At 63.1% G+C, this 21,788-nt stretch carries 1 protein-coding gene (cut by a window edge); it reads left to right on the plus strand.

The window, feature by feature from the left end; translation table 11 throughout:
- Nucleotides 1-21,788 carry the 5' portion of a tandem-95 repeat protein gene (locus ACEK02_RS08405; protein WP_371421279.1) on the plus strand. 10,843 nt of this gene lie beyond the right edge of the window, so only the first 21,788 of its 32,631 coding nucleotides appear in the window; its start codon is at nt 1-3; its stop codon lies off the right edge, out of view.

A 21,788-nucleotide genomic window follows, 5' to 3' on the forward strand; every position in this document is an offset into this window, starting at 1 on the left:
TTGGGTAGGATTTTATCCGATCCCCATTCCAGTTTTTTCGAGAATACGGTTACGTTTCGGAGCAACGGGTTCTTCTCGGATCCGACGAAGATTGATGTCAAGCAATGGCTTGCCGACATCTCTGTCCAATATGCCGGCGCGCTGGCCCTCAATGATGTGGAGCAGGTGGAAGGAGGGAGGGTTTCGACTCCGTCCGGTGCCGTCGACGTGCGCCAGGGGGTACTTGCTCTCAGTGAGAACGACAGCATCCTTTCAATCGATCTGTCGAGCGTGCTCTGGAAGGATGCGCTGAAGGGAAAGGATCCACTGGAGGCAAGTGCGGTTGATCCCATCGACGCTGGCAAGTTTCGGGAGTTGTACTTCAAGCAGGGGGTGGGTGACACTCTCGATGGAATTCTCAACCGCCTCGGAGTGTCGACTCCTGACGAATTAGCAAAGAAATTCTGGAAGGCCACCGATGGTCATGTGATTGATCGGTTCACGGTTTTGACCACGGACCAGCAGGGTGGCGATTTCACGATCGCGCCTCGCAGCTATGACGCGCCCGTAGTCTTGGGCGACCAGGCGCACGTCGACATGTTCGTGGCCTCGACGGGCGATGATCACATTACCGGAACATCCGGACACGATATCATCATCGGCAATGGCGGATCGGACGACATCGACGCCGGCGCGGGCAATGACATCATCCTCGCGAGTGGCGGCATTGGATCCTCGGTTCGTGGTGGCATTGGTCGCGATTTCATCGTCAACACTTCAATCCGCGGCGAAATCTGGGGTGACACTGAAAGCGGCTACTATGAAAAACTGCTATTCGATGCTGACGGGAATCCGTTGCTCAATGCCGACGGGAGCCAACAAACCGCGCTCGCCAAGGTTGAAGATAGCGAGGCGAATTCGGATCTCTTCTGGTTTGCACCCGACGTTACGATCAAGGATGCCCAGGTTCACGATCGCCTCGTCTTTCAGGGTATTGCCCTGACGGGCGGTGATCGCAACCCCGCTTATAGCTTTGCTTTGGGTGGTGCTATCTCGTCCGTGGCAAGTGGGTCGCTCAATGCGTTCGGCTTTGGAAATGCTTTGGCAGGGGCTATTGGCGGTGCCGCAGCGGCGGCGGGAATATTCTTCGATAAGCTGTTACCCTTTATCGTCTACCAGTTCACACCCACCGGGGTCGACGAAGACGGAAATCAGGTTGGTACGCTCAAGATCGGGAACATCTTCACCGGTCTCGACAGATTGATCAACGGAACCCCTTCCGGAGGCGCATCGAACCCTGATCTACAAGGGGTTATGGTCGTCGAAAACTTCAAGATGGAGAAGAGCTTCTGGGGTTATGAGCAGGCCGCACTTGCCGAGAATGGCACACTTGGGATGTCGTTCAAGGAAGTAAACCCGCTGGACCTTGCTCTGGCGGTAACGGGGCCGCTTCTTCGTGCGAGCCTATTGACCGCTGGCCAAGCTATTGTTCTGCAATCTCTGCTTCAAATTGACTATATAGTTGGTTTCACAAGTGCCCTCGCCAGCAGAGCCAAAACCGCTCGCTGGTTTGAAGATGGCGATCCGCTCATCATCGATCTTGACGGCGATGGCATCGAGACGACGAGCCTGGATGGATCGAAGGTCTACTTTGACGTCGACGGAGATGGGTTCGCCGAGCGCACTGGTTGGCTGAAGAGCGATGATGGCTTCCTGGTTCTCGACGCGAATGGCAACGGTCGGATCGACAGCATCGCAGAAATGTTCGGCGGTGTCGGCGCATCTGGATTTGCCGAGCTCGCATCCTACGACACCGATGGCGACGGTCGGATCACTGTCGCCGACGCTGTTTGGGGAAGCTTGCAAGTTTGGCGGGATCTGAATGGTGATGGCATCACCGAAGATGGCGAACTCAAGTCACTGAATGATCTCGGCATCGTTTCCCTTGGCGTTACGAGTAATTCCCTTGATCTTACCACGCCGCAAGGCACCCGGCTGACCGGCTATGGCGACGTCACATTGTCAAACGGCAGCGTTCGGCGAATGTTCGACGCGGCCTTTGCCTCGAGCGATGTAGATACACGCTATGCTGGTGAGAGCGGCCAGGCCGCTTGGCAGTCGGACCAGACGATCGATGCCAAAGGTTTCGGCACGATCACCAACCTCTCAGTCGCGACGGCCAACGATATCAGCCTAGCCAAGCTGGTGGCAGATACGGCCGCGGGCATGACCAGCACCAATCTGAAGGACTTGGTCGGCCAGGCCGGTGCAGTGCTCGGCGCGTGGGGCCAGGCGCTCGAACAGACGCGTGAGTTGATGCCCGTGCTAGTGGCCGTCGATGCGCAGGGGAAGGCGACTCTCGTGGACCGCGGTGTCTACGTCGAGGACGCTCAAGGTGGCTATTGGACGCTCGCCTCGGGTGCGCCGGTGCTCGATGCACAGGGGCACGCGATCACGCGGGCAACGTTGCAGGACGTGTTGGCCCAAGGTGCTGGCTGGCACCTCGAACAGACCTGGTCGCCCTCCGATCGCGCCTCCGCGCTTCAGTTCCGGGACGATGCGCCCTATCTGGTCAAGATCGTGGACGGCCGTGCGGTCGTGCTCGATTATGGCATCAAGCAATCCGACGGCAGCTGGAAGCTCGCCTCCGATCCGAACACCAGCTACGCCTCCAAGAACGATATCCTCGCGCTCGGCCACCCCACCGGCACGGAGTGGCGCAGCGAGGAGATCGGCTTCAACCCCTATGCGAACCTGCCTGTCGACCGGATCGGCGTCCGCATCACCGACGGCGTGGTGGTGGATTATACCGTCCAAGTCACCGACCAGGATGGCACCTTCTATGTCTGGGCACGCAATCTCGACCGCGCGCTCCAGCTCGAATGGAAGACCGGCGACAGCCGCGAGTTCAACCTGCGCAACTACGCGGTCGATTTCGACCACCTGGATGAAGTCGGATCGACCGACGATTCCGCCTATCGCGTCGAGATCATGACCCCTGGCGAATTCCAGTTCGCGACGTCGCTCGGGGGCATCGACTTCCGGCCGGAGATCCTCTCGGCGACGCTCGATAACACGACTGGTCATATCGACTATGCCGTCAATCAGACGGGCAGCGCCAATCTCTCTACCGATCCTAACAATTATATTTCGGGCATCAGTGCGGTCATCGACCTGCTCCAGCCGGTCATGCAGCAATATATCACGGCAAGTAGGCGCTTCGCGGTACGCCTAGCGCTTCAGGGTGGCCTAAAGGGCTTCGCGCAGGGCATCACCTATGACGTCGCGTCCGACAGCTATCGCCCGACGACCAATCGCGAACTCGCACCGCTCTTCGAAGCCATCTTCGCCAGCGCGCCGACATCGAACACCAACGATGCGGTCCTCGACTATCTGACTAACTGGAACGAAATTCTCTCGCAGATCTACCCTGATTACCATCCCTCGGGCGACGGCAATGTGCTTGGCGGCGCGCTTACCGTCGACCAAGCCTTCATCTTCCAGATGCTGTTGCCGGCGTTCGAGAATATCGGCGTCGACCTCGACATCCAGGGCGTAGCCCATGCGCTCTCGATCGACGAGACCAGGATCATCACCCACGGCGCCGGTGATACCACCGTCAACGGTACAGGTGGCACAGACTTCTTCTACATGACGGGCGGCGACCAGACGCTTCAGGGTGGGTTCGGGGCGGACTATTATTTCGTCGGCAAGAATTCCGGCAACGATGTCATCTACGACCAGGACGCCGGCGATGCGGATGAGCTACGCTTTACCGACGTGATGTCGACCGATGTTACGGCCCGGCGCGATGGCCAGGACCTGATCCTGACGTTCGGCAATCGCACTATCCGCGTGCGTGACCAGTTCCTGGGCGAACTCAACGATTATCTCACCAACGGCACACAGCTGGATAGCGGAGTCAACGCGATCGTCTTCGCTGATGGCGTGGTCTGGGATCGCACGCGTCTCGCTGTTGAGGTTGTCGACAAAGCTAGAGCCGCGGGAGCCTACGACGATCCCATCATCGGTTCAGGCACGGGGGACGTGCTCTGGGGTGGTAAGGGTAATGATTATCTGTCCGGCGGCGCTGGCGGCGACTTCTACATCTACGAACGCGGCGATGGCCAGGATGTCATTGATGATGAGGGCACGTTCTCGTTCGGACCGGTCAAGGCGGGCATCGATTTCCTGCAATTCAAGGGCGATATCACGGCAGACGACCTCCGCCTGATCCGCGATGGCGCAAGCGAAAATCTCAAGATCGTTATCCTCGACAAGGACGGCAATCCGACCTCGGACACGATCGAGATCGTCGGCCAGTTCGGCGGCGTGCGGCTCAATCTCGGGATTTTCTCGGATGCGCTGGGCGGCAATGCCGGGCTCGATTATGTCGCGCCCAATCTCATCGAACGCTTTGTATTCGATGATGGCACGAGCCTCGACTTCACCCAGATCGTCGAGCAGGTGCTCGCCAATGCCAAGACCGATGGCAACGACGCCATCTATGGCATGCTCAACGACAACACCCTCGATGGCGGCAAGGGCGACGACTACCTGACCGGTCTCCAGGGCTTCGACACCTACATCTATGGCAAGGATTACGGCCAGGATGTGATCGAGGATAACGATCTCTCCTCGTCACTTTTCGGTCCCAAGGACGACCTGCTCAAATTCACTGACGACCTGCGCTGGACCGATTTCGACTTCCTGCGCGCCGGCGCGTCCGACACGCTGACCCTGCAGGTGAAGGGCACCACCGACCAGGTGATTCTCAAGGATTTCCTCGAGGAAATCTTCCTCGTCGGCTATGTGAACCTCATTGAGAACATTCAGTTCGCCGACGGCACGCAATGGTCGTACCTGCAACTGCTCCAGCACTATGTCGACATCGCCAAGACCGCCGGCGACGATCATATCTATGGCTTCGAGGGCATCCGCGATGCGATCGACGGCGGTGCCGGCAACGACATCCTCGAAGGCCTGAGCGGCGACGATCGCTACGTCTTCTCGCGCGGCTATGGCCATGACACGATCATCGACACGTCCGGCGACGAAAGCGTCCAGATGCTGGGCCTGTCGTCGAGCGACGTCACCTTCACCCGCACCGCGCTAGACCTTATCATCACGATCAAGGATACCGGCGAGCAGCTGGTGCTGCAGAACCAGTATGTGCGCGACGACGGCCAGCATGACGCCGTCGAATATTTCGAGTTCACCGACCGCACGATCAGCTTCACCGACGTCAACCCGGAGGACCTCGACCTTGTCGGGACCAATGGCGACGACACGATCACCGGGTCCGACTTCGGCGAGCTGCTCGATGGCCGCGGCGGCAACGATACGCTGATCGGCGGCGATGGCGGCGATCGCTACAAGTTCGACATCGGCTATGGCGACGATGTCATCGTCGACCATCGCAAGCGCGCTTATTGGCCGGATCGGCCTGGCGCCAACGTGCCCGTCGATGATGTCGTCGAGTTCGGTCCCGGCATCACCCGCGACAACATCGTCTTCACCAAGAGCGGCAACGATCTCGTCATCACGGTGTTGAGTGAGCAGGGCATCGCCTTCCCGGATAGCTTGCGGATCCGCAACCAGTTCCTGAGCGTCGAGGATGCGGTCGAGAAGTTCAAATTCTACGACGGCAGCGTCATTACGCTGCGCGATATCGAACAGCTCCTCCAGATCGAGGGCGGGAACAGCGCCGATAACATCATCACCGGCATTCTCGACCAACCCAATGTCCTGGATGGCCGCCAGGGCGACGACACGCTGATCGGCGGCAACAAGGCCGACACCTATGCCTTCAGCGCGGGCTACGATCTCGACCGGATCGAGGAGCGTCCCGATCAGGCCGGCGTCATCGACAAGGTCGTGTTCGGATCGTCGGTCGAGCGCGAGGATGTCCGCTTCCGCCGCAACGGCAACGATCTGATCGTCGATCTCGGCAACGGCACCGATGCGCTCACCATCGTGGGCGGTCTCGCCAACACGCGCATCGAGGAATTCCTTTTCGCCGACGGCTCGACGCTCAAGCTCGACGAAGCGACCAGCTTCACTGGCGACGATGGTGTCACCGTTTCGCTCGCCTCGGTCTATGATCGGCTGCTGACCGGCACGGCCGGCGACGATGATCTGGTCGGCTTCGATAATCGCGACGATACGATCGCCGGCGGCGCCGGTTCCGACGCGATGGCGGGCGGTCTCGGCAACGACACCTACAAGTTCGGGCTCGGCGACGGCAGCGACAGCGTCTACGACACCGGCGGCATCGACCAGATCGTCTTTGGTGACAATGTGACGCAGGATCGCGTCACCTTCGCGAACGTCGATGGCGACCTCATCATCACGCTCGCGACGGGAACCGACAAGCTCGTGATTCTCGGCGGCTACAAGAATACGCCGGTCGAAAATTTCGTGTTCGCCGACGGCATCAGTCTGTCGATCACCGACATCCGCACCAATCTTGCGACCTCAAGCGAGAATGGCGGTCAGGATATCCTCGACCTGCGCGATCTTGCCGCCAATATCGAGATCGGCGCCGGGCGCGGCAACGACCGTATGATCATGGCGAATGGGAGCACGCTGCTCATCAATCCCGGTGACGGCTTGGACCAGGTCGAAATGCCGGCTGGTGTCACCGATGCGATCGTCAGCTTTACCGGCGCCGGGGCGTCCGGCGCGAAAGTCCGCCTGTCGACGCTCAATAGCAACGACCTTATCATCACCTTCCCGGCCACCGGCGACCAACTGACCGTTGTCGGTGCTTTGGGGTCTGGGGCGACGCCGCGCTTCCAGTTCGCCGACGGCAGTATCTGGGACAAGGCCGCGCTCGTGCAGCATGCGGTGGACGACCAGGCGAGCGACAATGGCGATATCATCCTCGGCAGTTCGCTGGCCGACATCATCACCGGCGGCCGCGGCGACGACCAGCTGCGCGGTGGCGCGGGTGACGACACCTATGTGTTCACGATCGGCGACGGCCGTGACGTCATCGATGACGCGAGCGGCAACGACACGCTCAGGGTCGTCGGCTACCGCCCGGACGAGATCAAGGTCGCGCGCACCGCGCCCGATCGCCAGGAACTGGTCCTCCTGCTCGGTGACGAGGGCGATCAGGTCGTGCTGCGCTACGATAATGGTTCGGGCGTGGACTCCGTCCTTTTCGGTGACGGCACGCGCCTGTCGCGCGATGCGCTGTTCGCGCTTGCCGATGCGTCTGGCCACGATGGCGACGATCGCGTGGTCGGAACTGGCAGCGGCGAGACGCTTGGCGGAGGACGCGGCGACGATGTGCTGATCGGCAATGGTGGTGCGGACGTCTTCCTGTTCAATCGCGGCGACGGAATCGATCGCATTGAGCCCGGCAGCAATGTCGACGGACTTGCCACCTTGCGCTTCGGCGATGGGATCGCCCTTGAGGACGTGGTCGCGAAGCGCGATGCGGACGGCAATCTCGTTCTCTCGATTGCAGGCACGCTCGACCGCGTGGTGCTGGTCGACCCGGCAGGTGACCTTGATCCCATCGTCGGGACCATCCAGTTCGCCGATGGACGCACGAAGACCTTCTCGGCCTATGCGCTGGAGGCGCTCGCGACCGATGGCGACGATCACATCGTCGTTCCCTCCTCCAAGGCAGCGAACGGCAGTTGGGTCGGTGCCGAGATTTATGGCGGGCTTGGGAACGATCATATCGAGGGCGGCCGCGGTGCGGATGTCATCACCGGTGGCAAAGGCGACGATCTCCTCGAAGGCGGGGAAGGTGTCGACACCTATTGGTTCGAGCGTGGCGATGGACAGGATGTTGTGTCCGATCGCGGAGCCGGTAGTGACGGCGCCGACCGGTTGCGGTTTGGCGCGGGGATCACGTCTGCCGAGATCCATGTAGCGGCCTCGGGCGCCGATCTTGTCCTGACGCTTGGCTCGACGGGCGACCGTGTGACGCTGAAGGATATGCTGGCGTCCAATCCCGGCGGGCAGGATCTGGGCATCGAGCAGGTTGTTTTCGCCGATGGTACGACCTGGTCACTCGCTGATCTTCTCGCACGTGCCGGCGTGGGCAGCGACGGCGATGACCGTCTCGACCTGAGCGCGGTCGGCGACACGCCGCTGACCATCATCGGCGGGCGCGGCGATGATTATCTCGCCGGGAGTTCGGGCGACGATGTCTACCGCTTCAACGCGGGCGATGGCCGCGACACGATCGCAGAGGTCAACAACGGAGCCTCCAACGACACGATCGAGCTCGGCGCGGGCCTTGGCCGTAGCGATCTGGTTGTCGTTCAGTCGGGGAACGATCTGATCCTGCGTTTCTTCGGTCGCGATGATCGGATCACCATCCTCGACGGCGCGCGCGCCGATCGTTCGCCGATCGAGCAGATCCGGTTCGCCGACACGACGCTGCTGAGCGCGGCCGACCTGCGGGCGGCAATGGTGAGCGCGACCGCTGCGGAAGCGTTGCTCAGCCCGTCGACCGGCACCGATCCCTTTGCAGCGCCGATCTTCACCGGCGGGGATTTCGGGGATAGCGGCGGCTCCACCGGAACGGGCGGAGGCACTGGAGGGTCCGGTGGGACCGGGGGCGGCGGCGGCACTGGTGGGGAGACCGGCGGCGGCACGTCGACCAATCCGCCGTTCCCGATCACCGGTATCGATTGGACCGGCACCGAAGGCGAAGACGTCGAATATGGCACCGACGGTAATGACCGCCTCGATGGCGGTGCGAGCAATGATACCTTGTATGGCGGGCTCGGTGACGATGTTCTGATCGGCGGCACCGGCGACGACATTCTTGACGGTCAATGGGGGAAAGCCGTTGTCGACGGGGGCGACGGCAACGACCAGATCATCATCGGCAATATCGCCTATTACAGTTCGATCCTCTTTGAAGGCGTTACGGCAACCGGAGGCAGCGGGCAGGACACCTACGTCATTCGGCCGCCCTATGATGTGGGCGCCAACCCGTTCGGGCTGCCCACGCAATATGACGCGGCGGCAACCAGCGTTGTCACCGACTTCCAGGCCGGCGCCGGCGGCGACCTCATCCAGTTCCAGAATATCGACGAGTGGCTGAACGAGACCCAGCGGGTCCAGATCGACTTTCCGATCGATCAGGTGTTCGCGATCCAGGATGGCGCTGACGTGGTCATCCGCTTCTATTATGACGATGGGCGCACGCTCGATCTGCTCCGCCTGACCAACGTCGACGGAGCGGACCTCACCACCGGCAATCTGCCGCAATTCGCCGGGCGCGAAGAGCTGGTCTCGGTCGTCTATAATCTGACGGGCACCAGCGGTGACGATATCCTGACCGGCGGCGGGCTTGCCGACCGCCTCGATGGCGGCGCCGGCAACGACCAGCTGTCAGGCGGTTCGGGCGGACGCGACGTGCTGATCGGTGGCGACGGGAACGACATCCTCACGCCTAGCCAGACGGGTTCGAACACGCTCGACGGTGGCGCAGGCGATGACGAGTTCATCCTGTCGAACACCACCGGCGATAACGTCGTCACCGGCGGTGCCGGAAGCGATACGATCCGCGTCGCGGTTGGAAGCGGCAGCTATCCCTTCAACAGCGTGACGGACTTCCAGGCTGGTGCCGGCGGCGACCGCATCGCGGTCGACCTCGCGCCCGGTGTCTCGGGCGCGCTTCAGCTGGTCCAGCAAGGCGCCGATACGCTCATTGTCTTCGCCGGCAATGAAGGGCTCTTCGAGCTGTTGCGGCTCGACGGAGTCGATGCGACCAGCCTCACGGCCGACAATTTCTCGGGCGTCGATTTCGGGCCGGCCGTTCCGCTGAACCTGACCGGCACCGACAGCGCCGACACGCTCACCGGCGGCTATGGCGATGACACGCTGATCGGCGGTTGGGGCGCGGACGTCCTCGATGGCGGCTTCGGAAATGATCACCTGGTGGGCGACGCGGCAACCGGGGAGCCGCCGTCCGCAGACGGTCCGAACCCGCTGATCGCGTATTTCGGTTCGGTCTCCAACGCCCTCGTGAATGGGCTGGGCGGCGATGCCGGCTTTGGCGAATTGGCCCAGGATGTTGCGGACGATCTCAACACCGATTTTGACATTCCTGCCGATTTCATGGGCGGGCAGATCGTCATCGACGGCGTGGCGGTCAGTTCGCTCACGGTCAATTCCAACGGCGTGCTCACGCTGGGCTCGCTGCAACTGGGCGTCTGGCCTCACGATGTCGACGAAAATGGCGGGCCGCTGACGCCGAGCGACGGCGGCAACAGCACGGGTGCCAACCGCGTCTGGCTGGACTTTGATGCCGCGACGGGCACGATCACCGTTACGTGGGACGACGTCGGCGCATACCCGCAGGGAACCGACCCCAACGCCTTCCAGATCCAGCTCAAGGCGCTGGGCGATGGCGATTTCGACGTGCTCTATCGCTATGAGCAGATCGACTGGAGTAATCCGTATGTGGCGAACGGCCCGTTCATTTCGACGGGCTTGGGCCAAATCTACCTGCCTTTCCCGACAGGCGGGGATACCGAGTTTGACACCGCCGACGGCAATCTCGGCGTCGCCGGCGTCTGGGGCGCGCAAATCCGCGGAGGCGTCGTCAATACCGGTGTACCAAGCGAGGACGATGTCCTGCTCGGCGGCGATGGCGACGATCTGCTCGAAGGCGGGCTTGGCGCGGATATTCTTTCCGGCGGCGCGGGCAACGATGTCCTGCGAGGCGGCGACGGTAACGACACCCTGTTCGATTCGGAAGGAGCGAACGATTTCGACGGCGGTGCCGGGGATGACCTGCTCTCGGGATTCTCGGTCAATGGCGCGGTTGATCAGCTGACGGGCGGTGAAGGCCGGGACACGTTCAGCCTGGTCGCCGACCAAGGCGGGGCGGTCCCTTCCGCGTTCAATGCGGCGATCGACGTCATCACCGATTTCACCGCAGGCGATGATGGCGACATCATCGACGCACCGTTCAACAGCGGCAACGGCAACCCCTTCCCGGGCAACACGGCTTTCCTCGTCTATGTCGAGCAGGACGGCGCGGATACGCTCGTCTCGATCGACCAGAATGACGGCAACGGCCGTTTTGCCGTTCTTCGCCTGACCGGCGTGGATGCCACGACGCTCACCCAAGCCAATTTCGGTGGTGCGAGTTTCGAGCTCATCGCGCCGCGCAATATCGCCGGCACGGACGGCATGGACCTTCTGACGGGCGGCGTCGCCGGCGATACGATCAATGGCGGCTACGGTGCCGACACGATCCGGGGCGGCGATGGCAGTGACCTGCTGATCGGCGATGACGGGGTCGCCAACCCGTCACCCATCGATCTCGCATCCTATTTCGGGTCCGTTACGAGCGCCCTCATTTCCGGCCTCGGCGGCACCGCGGGTTTTGGCGAGGCGGCGCTTGTGCCGTCGAGCCCCTATCAGAACGTCTATGTCGGCATCCCATCGGACTTCAACGGTGGTTCCTTCAAGGTCGGCAATAACTTCGTCGGCGGCCTGAACATCGACAGCTATGGCACCGTAACCATCGGCGACATGCGCCTTGAGGTCTGGCCGAACTATGCCGTCGATACCAGCGGCGGCGCGTTGACGCCGACGCCCGGAGGCAACAGCCAGGGCAGCAACCGCGTCTGGTACGATTTCGACCCCGCGACCAACACGATCACCGTGACCTGGGACGATGTCGGCAATGCGTCATCCAGGTCGACGCCGAGTGCCTTCCAGCTTCAGATCAAGCTGGTCGGCGAGAATGAGTTCGATGTCCTCTACCGCTATGAAGACCTGAACTGGTCCTCTTCTTACAGCGTTCCGCGGGTCTCGTTCGGGAACGATCTCGCCGCCGCCCTACCGATCGCTGACGGCACGCTTTCCCAGATCGATACGCTTGACGGCAATACCGGCACTGCCGGCGTCTGGGGCGCGCTCATTCGCAACGGATCGATCATCGGCGTCTCGACGAGCGAAGACGACACGATCTATGGCGATGCCGGCAACGACGAGCTGCGCGGCGGTCTCGGCAATGACATGCTGGATGGCGGGGCCGGCGATGACCTGCTCCTTGGCGGTGATGGCGATGACAATCTCCGCGACGACCAGGGCGCCAACATCCTCGACGGCGGAGCCGGCAACGATACCTTCTCGGGCTTCACCCTCAACGGCGAGAAGGATCAGCTCACCGGTGGCAGCGGCCAGGACAGCTACGTGCTGGTCGACAATGGCGGAGGCGGCGGACCGGTCGGCGTCGCAAGCATCGAGGGCGTGGCAGCCTTCTCGGCAAGCTTCACCGCGCAGGATCTCGCCGATGTTGACGTGATCACGGATTTCGAAGCCGGTGCAGATGGCGATGTTCTCGACGTGCCATATTCGGGCGGCGAGGTCGGGATCAGCTACCCGGTCTATGTCCAGCGTGATGGGGCGGACACGATCGTCTTCATCGATCGCGAGGATGGCAACGGCATCGTACCCGCTGTGCGCCTTGTGGGCATCGACCCCGCAGACCTGACGCGAGCCAATTTCAACGGCGCGCCATTCCAGTCGCTCGATCCGCTCAATCTCACCGGAACCGAGGGCGTGGACGTTCTCTACGGCGGAGGCGGCGACGACGTCATCAATGGCGGCTATGGCGCGGACACGCTCTACGGCCAGAATGGTGACGACACGCTGATTGGCGACAACGGCACACCCAATCCCTCGCCAATCGATCTCGCGGCCTATTTCGGTCCGCTGTCGAACGCGCTGGTCTCGGGGCTTGGCGGCGACGCCGGCTTCGGCGAAGCAGCGTTCCCGGCCTCGGCGCCCTATCAAAGCGTCGACGTCGACATTCCGTCCGATTTCAACGGCGGCAGCCTGATGATCGGGGGAGAGGCCGTCAGCCAGATCCATATCGACAGCTATGGCCCCTTGAGCATCGGTTCGCTCGGGCTGCAGATCTGGCCCTATTATGCGGTCGATACGAGCGGCGGTCCTCTGACCCCGACGCCGGGCGGCAACAGCCAGGGCAGCAACCGCATCTGGTACGATTTCGACGCGACGACTAACACGATCACCGTCACCTGGGACGACGTCGGCAGCTATTACGGGCATTCGACGCCAAGCGCCTTCCAGGCGCAGATCAAGGTTCTCGGCGACGATGATTTCGACGTCATCTATCGCTACGAGGACCTGAACTGGCCGGGCGGAATCTATTCTCCGCCAGCCCTTTCGATCAACGGGCTGTCGGTCAGCCTACCCATCGATCCGTCGCTCGCGACACAACTCGACAACCTGAACGGCAACGCCGGCGCTCCGGGTGTCTGGGCAGCGCAAATACGCAACGGTTCGATCATCGGGGTTTCGCAGTCCGAAGCCGACATCCTCTGGGGTGGTGCAGGCGACGACATTCTTCAGGGCGGACTTGGCAATGACACGCTCGATGGCGGCGACGGCGACGATACGCTGGTCGGCGGTGTCGGGGACGACGTCCTGCGCGACAGCGTGGGTGCCAACAGCTTTGACGGTGGTGCCGGCAACGACACGCTGAGCGGCTTCTCCGGAAATGGCTATGTCGATCGCCTGAAGGGCGGCGATGGCCAAGACACCTTCATCGTCAATGACAATTATTACGCGCCCGATGGCTCTGGCGGGCGCGCTGTCGACGTCATCGAGGACTTCACCGCAGGCGCGGGCGGCGACAAGCTCCAGATCAACTACGCCTTCGGGGGCCTGGCTTATGCCAGGGACGGGGCCGACACGCTCATCTACGCAGACTATAACGACGGAAAGGGCAAGGTGCCCATCCTGCGCCTCCAGGGCGTCGATCCCGACACGCTGGTCGCCGCCAATTTCAGTGGCCAGACCCTCTATCGCCTCGATCCGATGATCGTCAGCGGCACGGCCGGCGACGACATCATCCAGGGCGGTTACGCGAACGATGAGCTGAGCGGCGGGCCGGGCGCAGATACCATTCATGGCTATAAGGGCGACGATCATCTGGTCGGCGATGACGGCAGCGCTGGAGAAGCGTCACCCGACCTTGCTGCTTATTTCGGCCCGATCGACCGGAGCCTCATCAACACGCTCGGCGGTGCGCGCGGCTTCGGCGACGTGGCGCTTGGGCGTGCCGACGATACCGGGACGTCGATCGCGCTGCCCTCGACTTTCCACGGCGGATCGGTTGTGGTTGGCGGCGCGGCCGTCACAAGCGTCGGCATCGACAATAACGGTTATGTCGAGATCGGCGGGCTGCACCTTGGCATTTACCGCCACGACGCAGATACGCGCGCGGGCGAGCTGAATCCGAGCCCAGGCGGAAACAGCGCCGGGTCGAATGAGGTCTGGTACGACTTTGACGACGCCACCAACACGATCACGATCACTTGGGACGATATCGGCCGCTTCAGCAGCGGCACGGCGCCGAACGCTTTCCAGCTCCAGGTCCATATCCTCGGCGACGATCAGTTCGACATCGTCTATCGCTACGAGCAGTTGGTCTGGAGCGGGGCCTATCCTGATCAGTTGCCGAGCATCGTTATCGGCGGTCAGCGTTTCGATATTCCGGCGCCGAACAACGACCCCACGCTGCTCGACAGCGAGGCGGGCAATATCGGCTCTTCGGGTGTCTGGGTCGCCCAGGTTCGCGGTGGCGCCATCACTGGCGGGCCGCTCGCCATCGACGACCGCCTCTACGGCGAAGAAGGCAATGACCTGCTGGACGGCGGATCGGGCAATGACATTCTCGATGGTGGTGTCGGCAACGACACGCTTCGGGGTGGGGCCGGCCACGATCAGCTGACCGGTGGCGCCGGTGCCGACATTCTCGATGGCGGAGCGGGCAACGACCGCTTCTTCGGCGTGGCCGACGATGCCAGCGTGGATCAGTTCACCGGCGGCTTGGGCCGCGACGAATATAGCGGCATCAACCTTGCCACGATCGGCACCATCGCGGTCGAGGATGTCATCACCGACTTCGAAGCCGGGGCGTCCGGCGACATCATCCACATCGCGGGTGTCGCGGCTGGCAGCAATCCGTTTACCGACAATGTGCTGTTCGTCCGCCGGTCCGGCAACGATACTGTCCTTGTCTATCGTGGCGCGGATGGCCATGAGCAGTCCATTGTCCGGCTTCAGGGCGTGGATCCGGCCAGCCTCGTTCCCGCTAATTTCGACGGCTATATCTTCCCGCAGGTATTCCCCGTCGTCATCGACGACGGGGATGGCGACTCGGTCCTGACAGGATCGGGCCAGAACGACCTCATCGACGGCAACGGCGGCAACGACACGATATTCGGCTATGCCGGTAATGATCGTCTCGCGGGCGGTACCGGCGCGGACATCCTGGACGGCGGCGAGGGTAATGACTGGCTGTCGGGTGAGCAGGGCGACGACCGGCTGACCGGGGGACTGGGCGACGACGTGATCGCCGGCGGCTCGGGCAGCGACCGCATCTTCGGCGGCGCCGAGGGCGTGGATCTTGTCGGCAACGATGTGATTTCGGGTGGCCAGGGCGATGACGAGATTCATGGCGGCCTTGGCAACGATACCTATTATTTCGACCGGGGCGATGGCCGCGATACGCTCGTCGACGCGGGCGGCACTGACCGGATCGTGTTCGGCGCGGGGATCGCTGCGACCGACGTGTCGGTGGTGCAGGTCGGTGGCGACATCGAGCTGCGCATCGCTGGCGACGGTGACCGGATTCGTCTGGTCGGCGCGCTTGGTGGCGACGACACCAGCATCGAGACCATCGAGTTTGCCGACGGGACGACCTGGGACTGGCAAGCCACGGTTGCGCGATCGATGGCAGCTACGGACGGCGACGACGCCCTGCGCGTCGCCGACAGCGTCGCGGGCCTGTCGGCCAACCTGATCGTCAATGGCAGTTTCGAGCAATTCGATCCGGCATCCGGCTCGGACCAGGGCGGCTGGTGGAACGTTGCGTCCATTCCGGGCTGGCGCGAAACCCAGGGGGCGCTCTTCGAGATCGTCTATTCGAACGATCAGGTCCAGCCGTCTGAAGGCAGCAACTGGCTCGACCTCGACGGACAAGGCTATAACAAACACATCGCCCAGACGATCGGCGGTCTGACGGCCGGTGAGCAGCTGTTGCTGCGCTTTGACTATGCCAACCGGACGACGCCGGAGTCCGGCTCGTTCGATGTGATCTGGAACGGTGCGGTCATCGCCTCGATCAACGACGGCACCCTGGCCATGCGCACGGCGGGGCTTCTGGTCACGGCGATTGCCGGGGACAATGTCCTCCAGTTCGTCTCGACCGGCATCACCGACACGACCGGTGCGTCGCTTGATAACGTCCGCCTGCAGGCGGTCCAGCCGGGCGGTGCTGGCGGTGCACTCTCCGGTGGTGCCGGCAATGATCGCCTGACCGGCAATTACGCCGACGACACGCTGACCGGCGGTACCGGTGACGATCTGCTGGCCGGTGGTCTTGGTAACGACATTTACGTTTTCGCCCCGGGCGACGGTCAGGACAGCATCGATGACCGGGACGGGCTCAACCGGATCCAGTTCGCGAGCGGCATCGCCGCTGACGACGTCCATCTGATCCGCAGTGGCGACCATGTCGCGCTCGAGATTATCGGCACCGGCGACCGGGTCGACCTCGGCCAGTTGCAGGCCGCTGGCGTGCCCTTCGAAGTATCGTTCGCCGATGGCACGCTGTGGAGCGCGGCGACGTTGACCAGTCTCGCGCTCGCGCCCACGAATGGCGACGACCTGATCTATGGCACTGCGGGCAACGATACGCTGCAAGGCGGGGCAGGCGACGATCATCTGATAGGCCGCGGCGGCAATGACATCCTCGACGGGGGCGCCGGTGTCGATCGTCTCGAGGGTGGCGCAGGCAATACGACCTATCGTTTCGCGGCGGGCAGCGGCCAGGACGTGATCGCCGACGCCGGTGGCGCCAGCGATGTGCTGGAGCTCGGCGATGGTCTCACGCCTGATACGGTTCAGGTTCGCCAGAGCACTGACGGAACCCGGTTCACCCTGATCGCCGGCGACGATCGCATTGCGATCGAGGATGCTTTCGGAGCCGGGCGGATCGAGCAGATCCGGTTCGCCGACGGCACTGTCTGGACGACGGCCGATCTGCTCGCGCGCGCCGCGAGCTTCGACAATGACGTGCTGCACGGCGACGATAGCGCCAATATCCTGGCCGGCGGTCTCGGCGACGACACGCTGGTCGGTGGCGGGGGTAACGACATCTATCGCTTCGCGCGGGGTGATGGCCGCGACACGATCCGGGACGGCTCGAATAGCAATGGCGACCGGCTCGAGATCGCCGGCTATGCTGCGGCCGACCTCAGCTTCCGGCGCCGGGGCGTCGGCAGCAACGATATCGTGATCCGTTTTGCCGGCAGCGATGACGAGATCGTCGTCATCGACGCGCTGTCCGGCGATCCGGGCGTAGAATCCATCGTGCTGACTGACAGCGGCACGACGCTCGGGGTCGCCGACATCACCGCGTGGCTGCTCGCCAATGCCGCGACCGATGGCGACGACAATATCGACGGAACGCCGGGCTCGGATACGCTCGGCGGCGGCAAGGGCGACGATCTGGTTGCCGGTGAAGGCGCCAACGACGTCTATCTGTACGCCCGCGGCGATGGTGACGATCGTATCGATGCCCTGACTGGCGGCCAGGACCTGGTCCGCCTGGTCGATCTTAACGTCAGCGATATCGCGACGGCCGTGCGAGCCGGTGCCGAAAGCAATGACCTCGTCGTGACCTTCAAGTCGAGCGGTGATCGCCTGTTGCTCCGCGATGCGCTCAGTGCCGCGAACAGCGGGGGCACGACGCTTGCCCTCCAGTTCGCCGACGGCACGCTCTGGGACCGCGATGCCATGCGCGCCCGCGCGCTCCAGGACATCGTGACGTCGGGCAACGATGCCATCTACGGGTTCGAGGGCGCCGACAGCCTGCACTCGGGCGCAGGTGACGATCTGATGTCGGGCGGTGCCGGCAACGACAGCTACAGTTTCGCGCGCGGCGATGGCCACGACACCGTCCTCGACGCGGCGACCGGTACCAATACCGACGTCGTGACCTTTACCGGTCTCAATTCGTCCGATGTTGTGGTGGAGCGCTTGTTCCGCGGCAGCGACACGATCGTGTTCCGCTTCGCCTCGTCGCCCGATGACAGCCTGACAGTGGTCGATGCGCTGGCGACCGACGGCCGTGGCGCGGAGCAGTTCGTGTTCGCCGATGGCGTGACCTGGACGCGCGATTCGATCCTGACGGTGCTCGACAACCGGGCGCCCGTCGCCAATCCCGATGGCTATTATTCGGTGACTACCGGGCAGCCGCTCGTCATCCGCAAGTCCGACCTGCTGCGCAACGACCTCGACGCGGACGGTGATCCCATCTCGATCGTCGCGGTCGACGGCGGCGAACACGGCACCGCCTCCCTCGACGCCAATGGCGATGTCGTCTTCACCGCGACGGGCGGTTACGCCGGCCCGGCAACGTTGCGCTACACGCTTTCGGACGGTCGCAACGGCTTCGCTTCGACCGATGTCGAGATTCGCGTGCGCCCGGTCGCCACCGCGATCGACGATACCGGCTTCACCGTCGCGGAAGACGACGCGCTGACGATCCGCGTCGAACGCCTGCTGTCCAACGATCTCGATGGCGATCGCATGATCGTGGGCCAAGTCTATGGCGCGGTCGGGGGCGTAGCGGCGCTTTCGTCCGACGGCAGCATCAGCTTCACGCCAACCGCCAATTTCAATGGCCGGGCGTCTTTTACCTATGTCGCCAACACGCCGGAGGGCGGCCGCGCCGAGGCGAAGGTTTATATCGACGTCACGCCCGTCAATGACGCGCCGGTCGCCGCAAACGATGCTGGCTTCGTGACCGCGGAAGGTTCGGTCCTCACGATCGATCCGGCCGCCTTGCTCGCGAACGACACCGACATCGACGGCGACCGGCTGAGTATCCAGTCGCTGATCTCAAGCGCCAACACGAGCGTTTCCTTCGACTCCGACGGGCAGATTCAGGTCCGTCCGCAGGACTATTTCTTCGGCGACGCCTGGTTCGATTATGTCGTTGCCGACCCGTCCGGAGCGACCTCGACGGCGCGCGTCCATATCACCGTCACGCCGGTCAATGATCCGCCCGAGGCGCATGACGACCGCTTCGAGACCAATGCAGCCGGCGACCCGATCCTCGAAGACAATCCGATCGTCATCTCGGCCGAGCAGCTGCTGGCCAACGATATCGAGCGCGATGGCGATCCGATGCGCCTGGTGGGGGTCGGCCAGAGCTTTGGCGGCAGCGCACGCCTGCTGGAGAACGGCACGGTCCTGTTCGAGCCGGCGGCCGACTTCAACGGCGACGCCTGGTTCGACTATCAGATCACCGATGACCAGGGCGGGTTCAGCTGGGCGCGGGCGACCATCGCCTACACGCCGGTCAATGACCGCCCGGTCGCCAATGACGATAGCTATACCAGCGACCAGCTCTACGTCTTGCGTGGGCAGGAGGATACGCCGCTCACGATCCCGATCTCCGAGCTGCTCAAGAACGACTATGACCCGGAAGGCTATGCAGTCCATTTCGAACAGGCAGGCGAGGCCGTCCATGGCAGCCTGACGATCGAGAACGGCAATATCGTCTTCACGCCGGACGCCGATTTCTGGGGCGACACGACCTTCGCCTATACGGTGACCGATCCCGACGGTGCAGTCGATGGCGCGATCGTCACACTCCACTTCGACAATGTTGCGGACGGTCCGCCCGTTGCGACCGACGACACCGTCTATGTCGACGAGGACGTGCCAACGGTCATTCCGATCTCAGCCCTGCTCGGCAACGATTATGACATCGATCGCAATCCGCTGACCTTCCTCGACTGGGCAACCCAACACGGCTTCAACGGCACGCTTGAGCTGAACGAGAATGGTGACCTGCTGTTCACGCCCAATCGAGACGCGACGGCATCGAGCGGTTTTGACTATCGCATCACCGATGGCGTCGATGGCGAGGCGAGTGCGCACGTCAACATCGTCATCCGGCCGTCCAACGACGATCCGACCGTGGTCGATGACAGCGGTTTCACCACGCCGTTCGACATTCCGATGGTCATCCGGATCGGCGACCTTCTCCGGAACGACTTCGACATCGAGCAGATCGACCATGACGGCGACGGTTTGCCCGACGTCGATCTCGATCAGCCCGACCGCCCACGTCCGACCTTTGTCGGGGTCGATGGTGTCTGGGATCCTGTCGCCCTTGCCCAGGGACAGCGCGTATCGATCGGCACAGCGCGCTTCGTCACCGTGAACGGTGAACAGTTCCTCGTGGTCGACTATGCGCCGGGCTTCACCGGGGACGTGACGATCGAATACCGTATCGCCGACACGGATGGCGCGCAGGATACCGGATTCGCCACCGCTCATGTCGACAGCAGCTATTCGGGCACGATCAACGGCAGCATCCTCACCGATTATGTGGAGGGTGGCGCACTTGCCGATATCATCCGTACCGGCGCCGGCATCGACCGTATCGTGGCGCTGGGCGGCAACGACCGCGTCGAAGCGGGCGCGGGCGATGACCTGATCGACGCCGGGGATGGCGACGATGTCATCGACGGCGGCGACGGGGCCGATAGCATCAATGGCGGAGCAGGTTTCGATACCGTCATCTTCACTGGCGCGACCGTCGGGATCCGCGCCGACCTCGAATCGCGCGTCGGTCAGGCCGGCCCCGCCCAGGGCGATGTCTACACCTCGATCGAAGCGCTGGTCGGTACGGAGTTTGGCGATATCCTCGCCGGCAATGCCGTCGCCAACCGTCTTGAAGGCGGCGACGGCAGCGACCAGCTGACCGGTCGCGCGGGCGACGACACGCTGATCGGCGGCGCCGGCAATGACACGCTCGACGGCGGCGCGGGAGCGGATATCCTTGATGGCGGCGACGGGATCGATACCGTCACCTATTTCTCGGTCGACGGGACGAGTCCGTCCGGCGTCAATGTCTCGCTCGCTGCCGGTACTGCCTCAGGCGGCGATGCAGCAGGCGATGTGCTGACCGGCATCGAGAACCTTATCGGCACCGACTTCGCCGACACCCTGACGGGAGATGCAGGCGCCAACGTCCTCAACGGTGGGCGTGGCGACGATATCATCGATGGCGGCGCGGGCGATGACACGCTGATCGGCGGTCGCGGGGCTGATACGCTGATCGGTGGAGATGGCATCGATATCGCCGATTACAGCCTGTCAGACACGGGCGTCACCATTGACCTCGCCGATGGCTCGGCCGGAAGCGGCGATGCCCAGGGCGACGTGCTCGCCGGCATCGAGATCGTCCAGGGCTCTTTCCATGACGATGTGATCCGCGGCGACGAGGCCGACAACCGCCTGCGCGGTGGGCTGGGCGCTGACGTCATCGACGGGCGCGGCGGCTTCGACATCGCCGATTATTCGACTGCCGACGAGGCGGTAACGGTCAATCTCGGTACGGGCCTCGGCTCGGCCGGCGAGGCGGCCGGCGACCAGCTCATATCGATCGAGCAAGTCACCGGATCGATCTTTGCCGACACGCTGATCGGCGGCGCTGGCGACGATTGGTTCGATGGCGGCCGAGGTAACGACGCGCTGCAGGGCGGGGCGGGATCGGACACCTACCTGTTCGGTTTCGACCGTGACGACGATACCATCACCGAGAATGGCGACGCGGCGGATACCGATCGTGTCGTCATGCTGTCGGGCACGCTGCCCAAGGACGTCTCGCTGATCCGGCAAGGCGACGATCTCGTCATCGAGCTCGAGAATGATGGCGGCTTCATCACCGACCGGACAACGGTCACGAACCATTTCCTCGG

The organism is Tardiphaga sp. (genome assembly GCF_041424195.1).
In the GTDB taxonomy this organism is placed as follows: domain Bacteria; phylum Pseudomonadota; class Alphaproteobacteria; order Rhizobiales; family Xanthobacteraceae; genus Tardiphaga.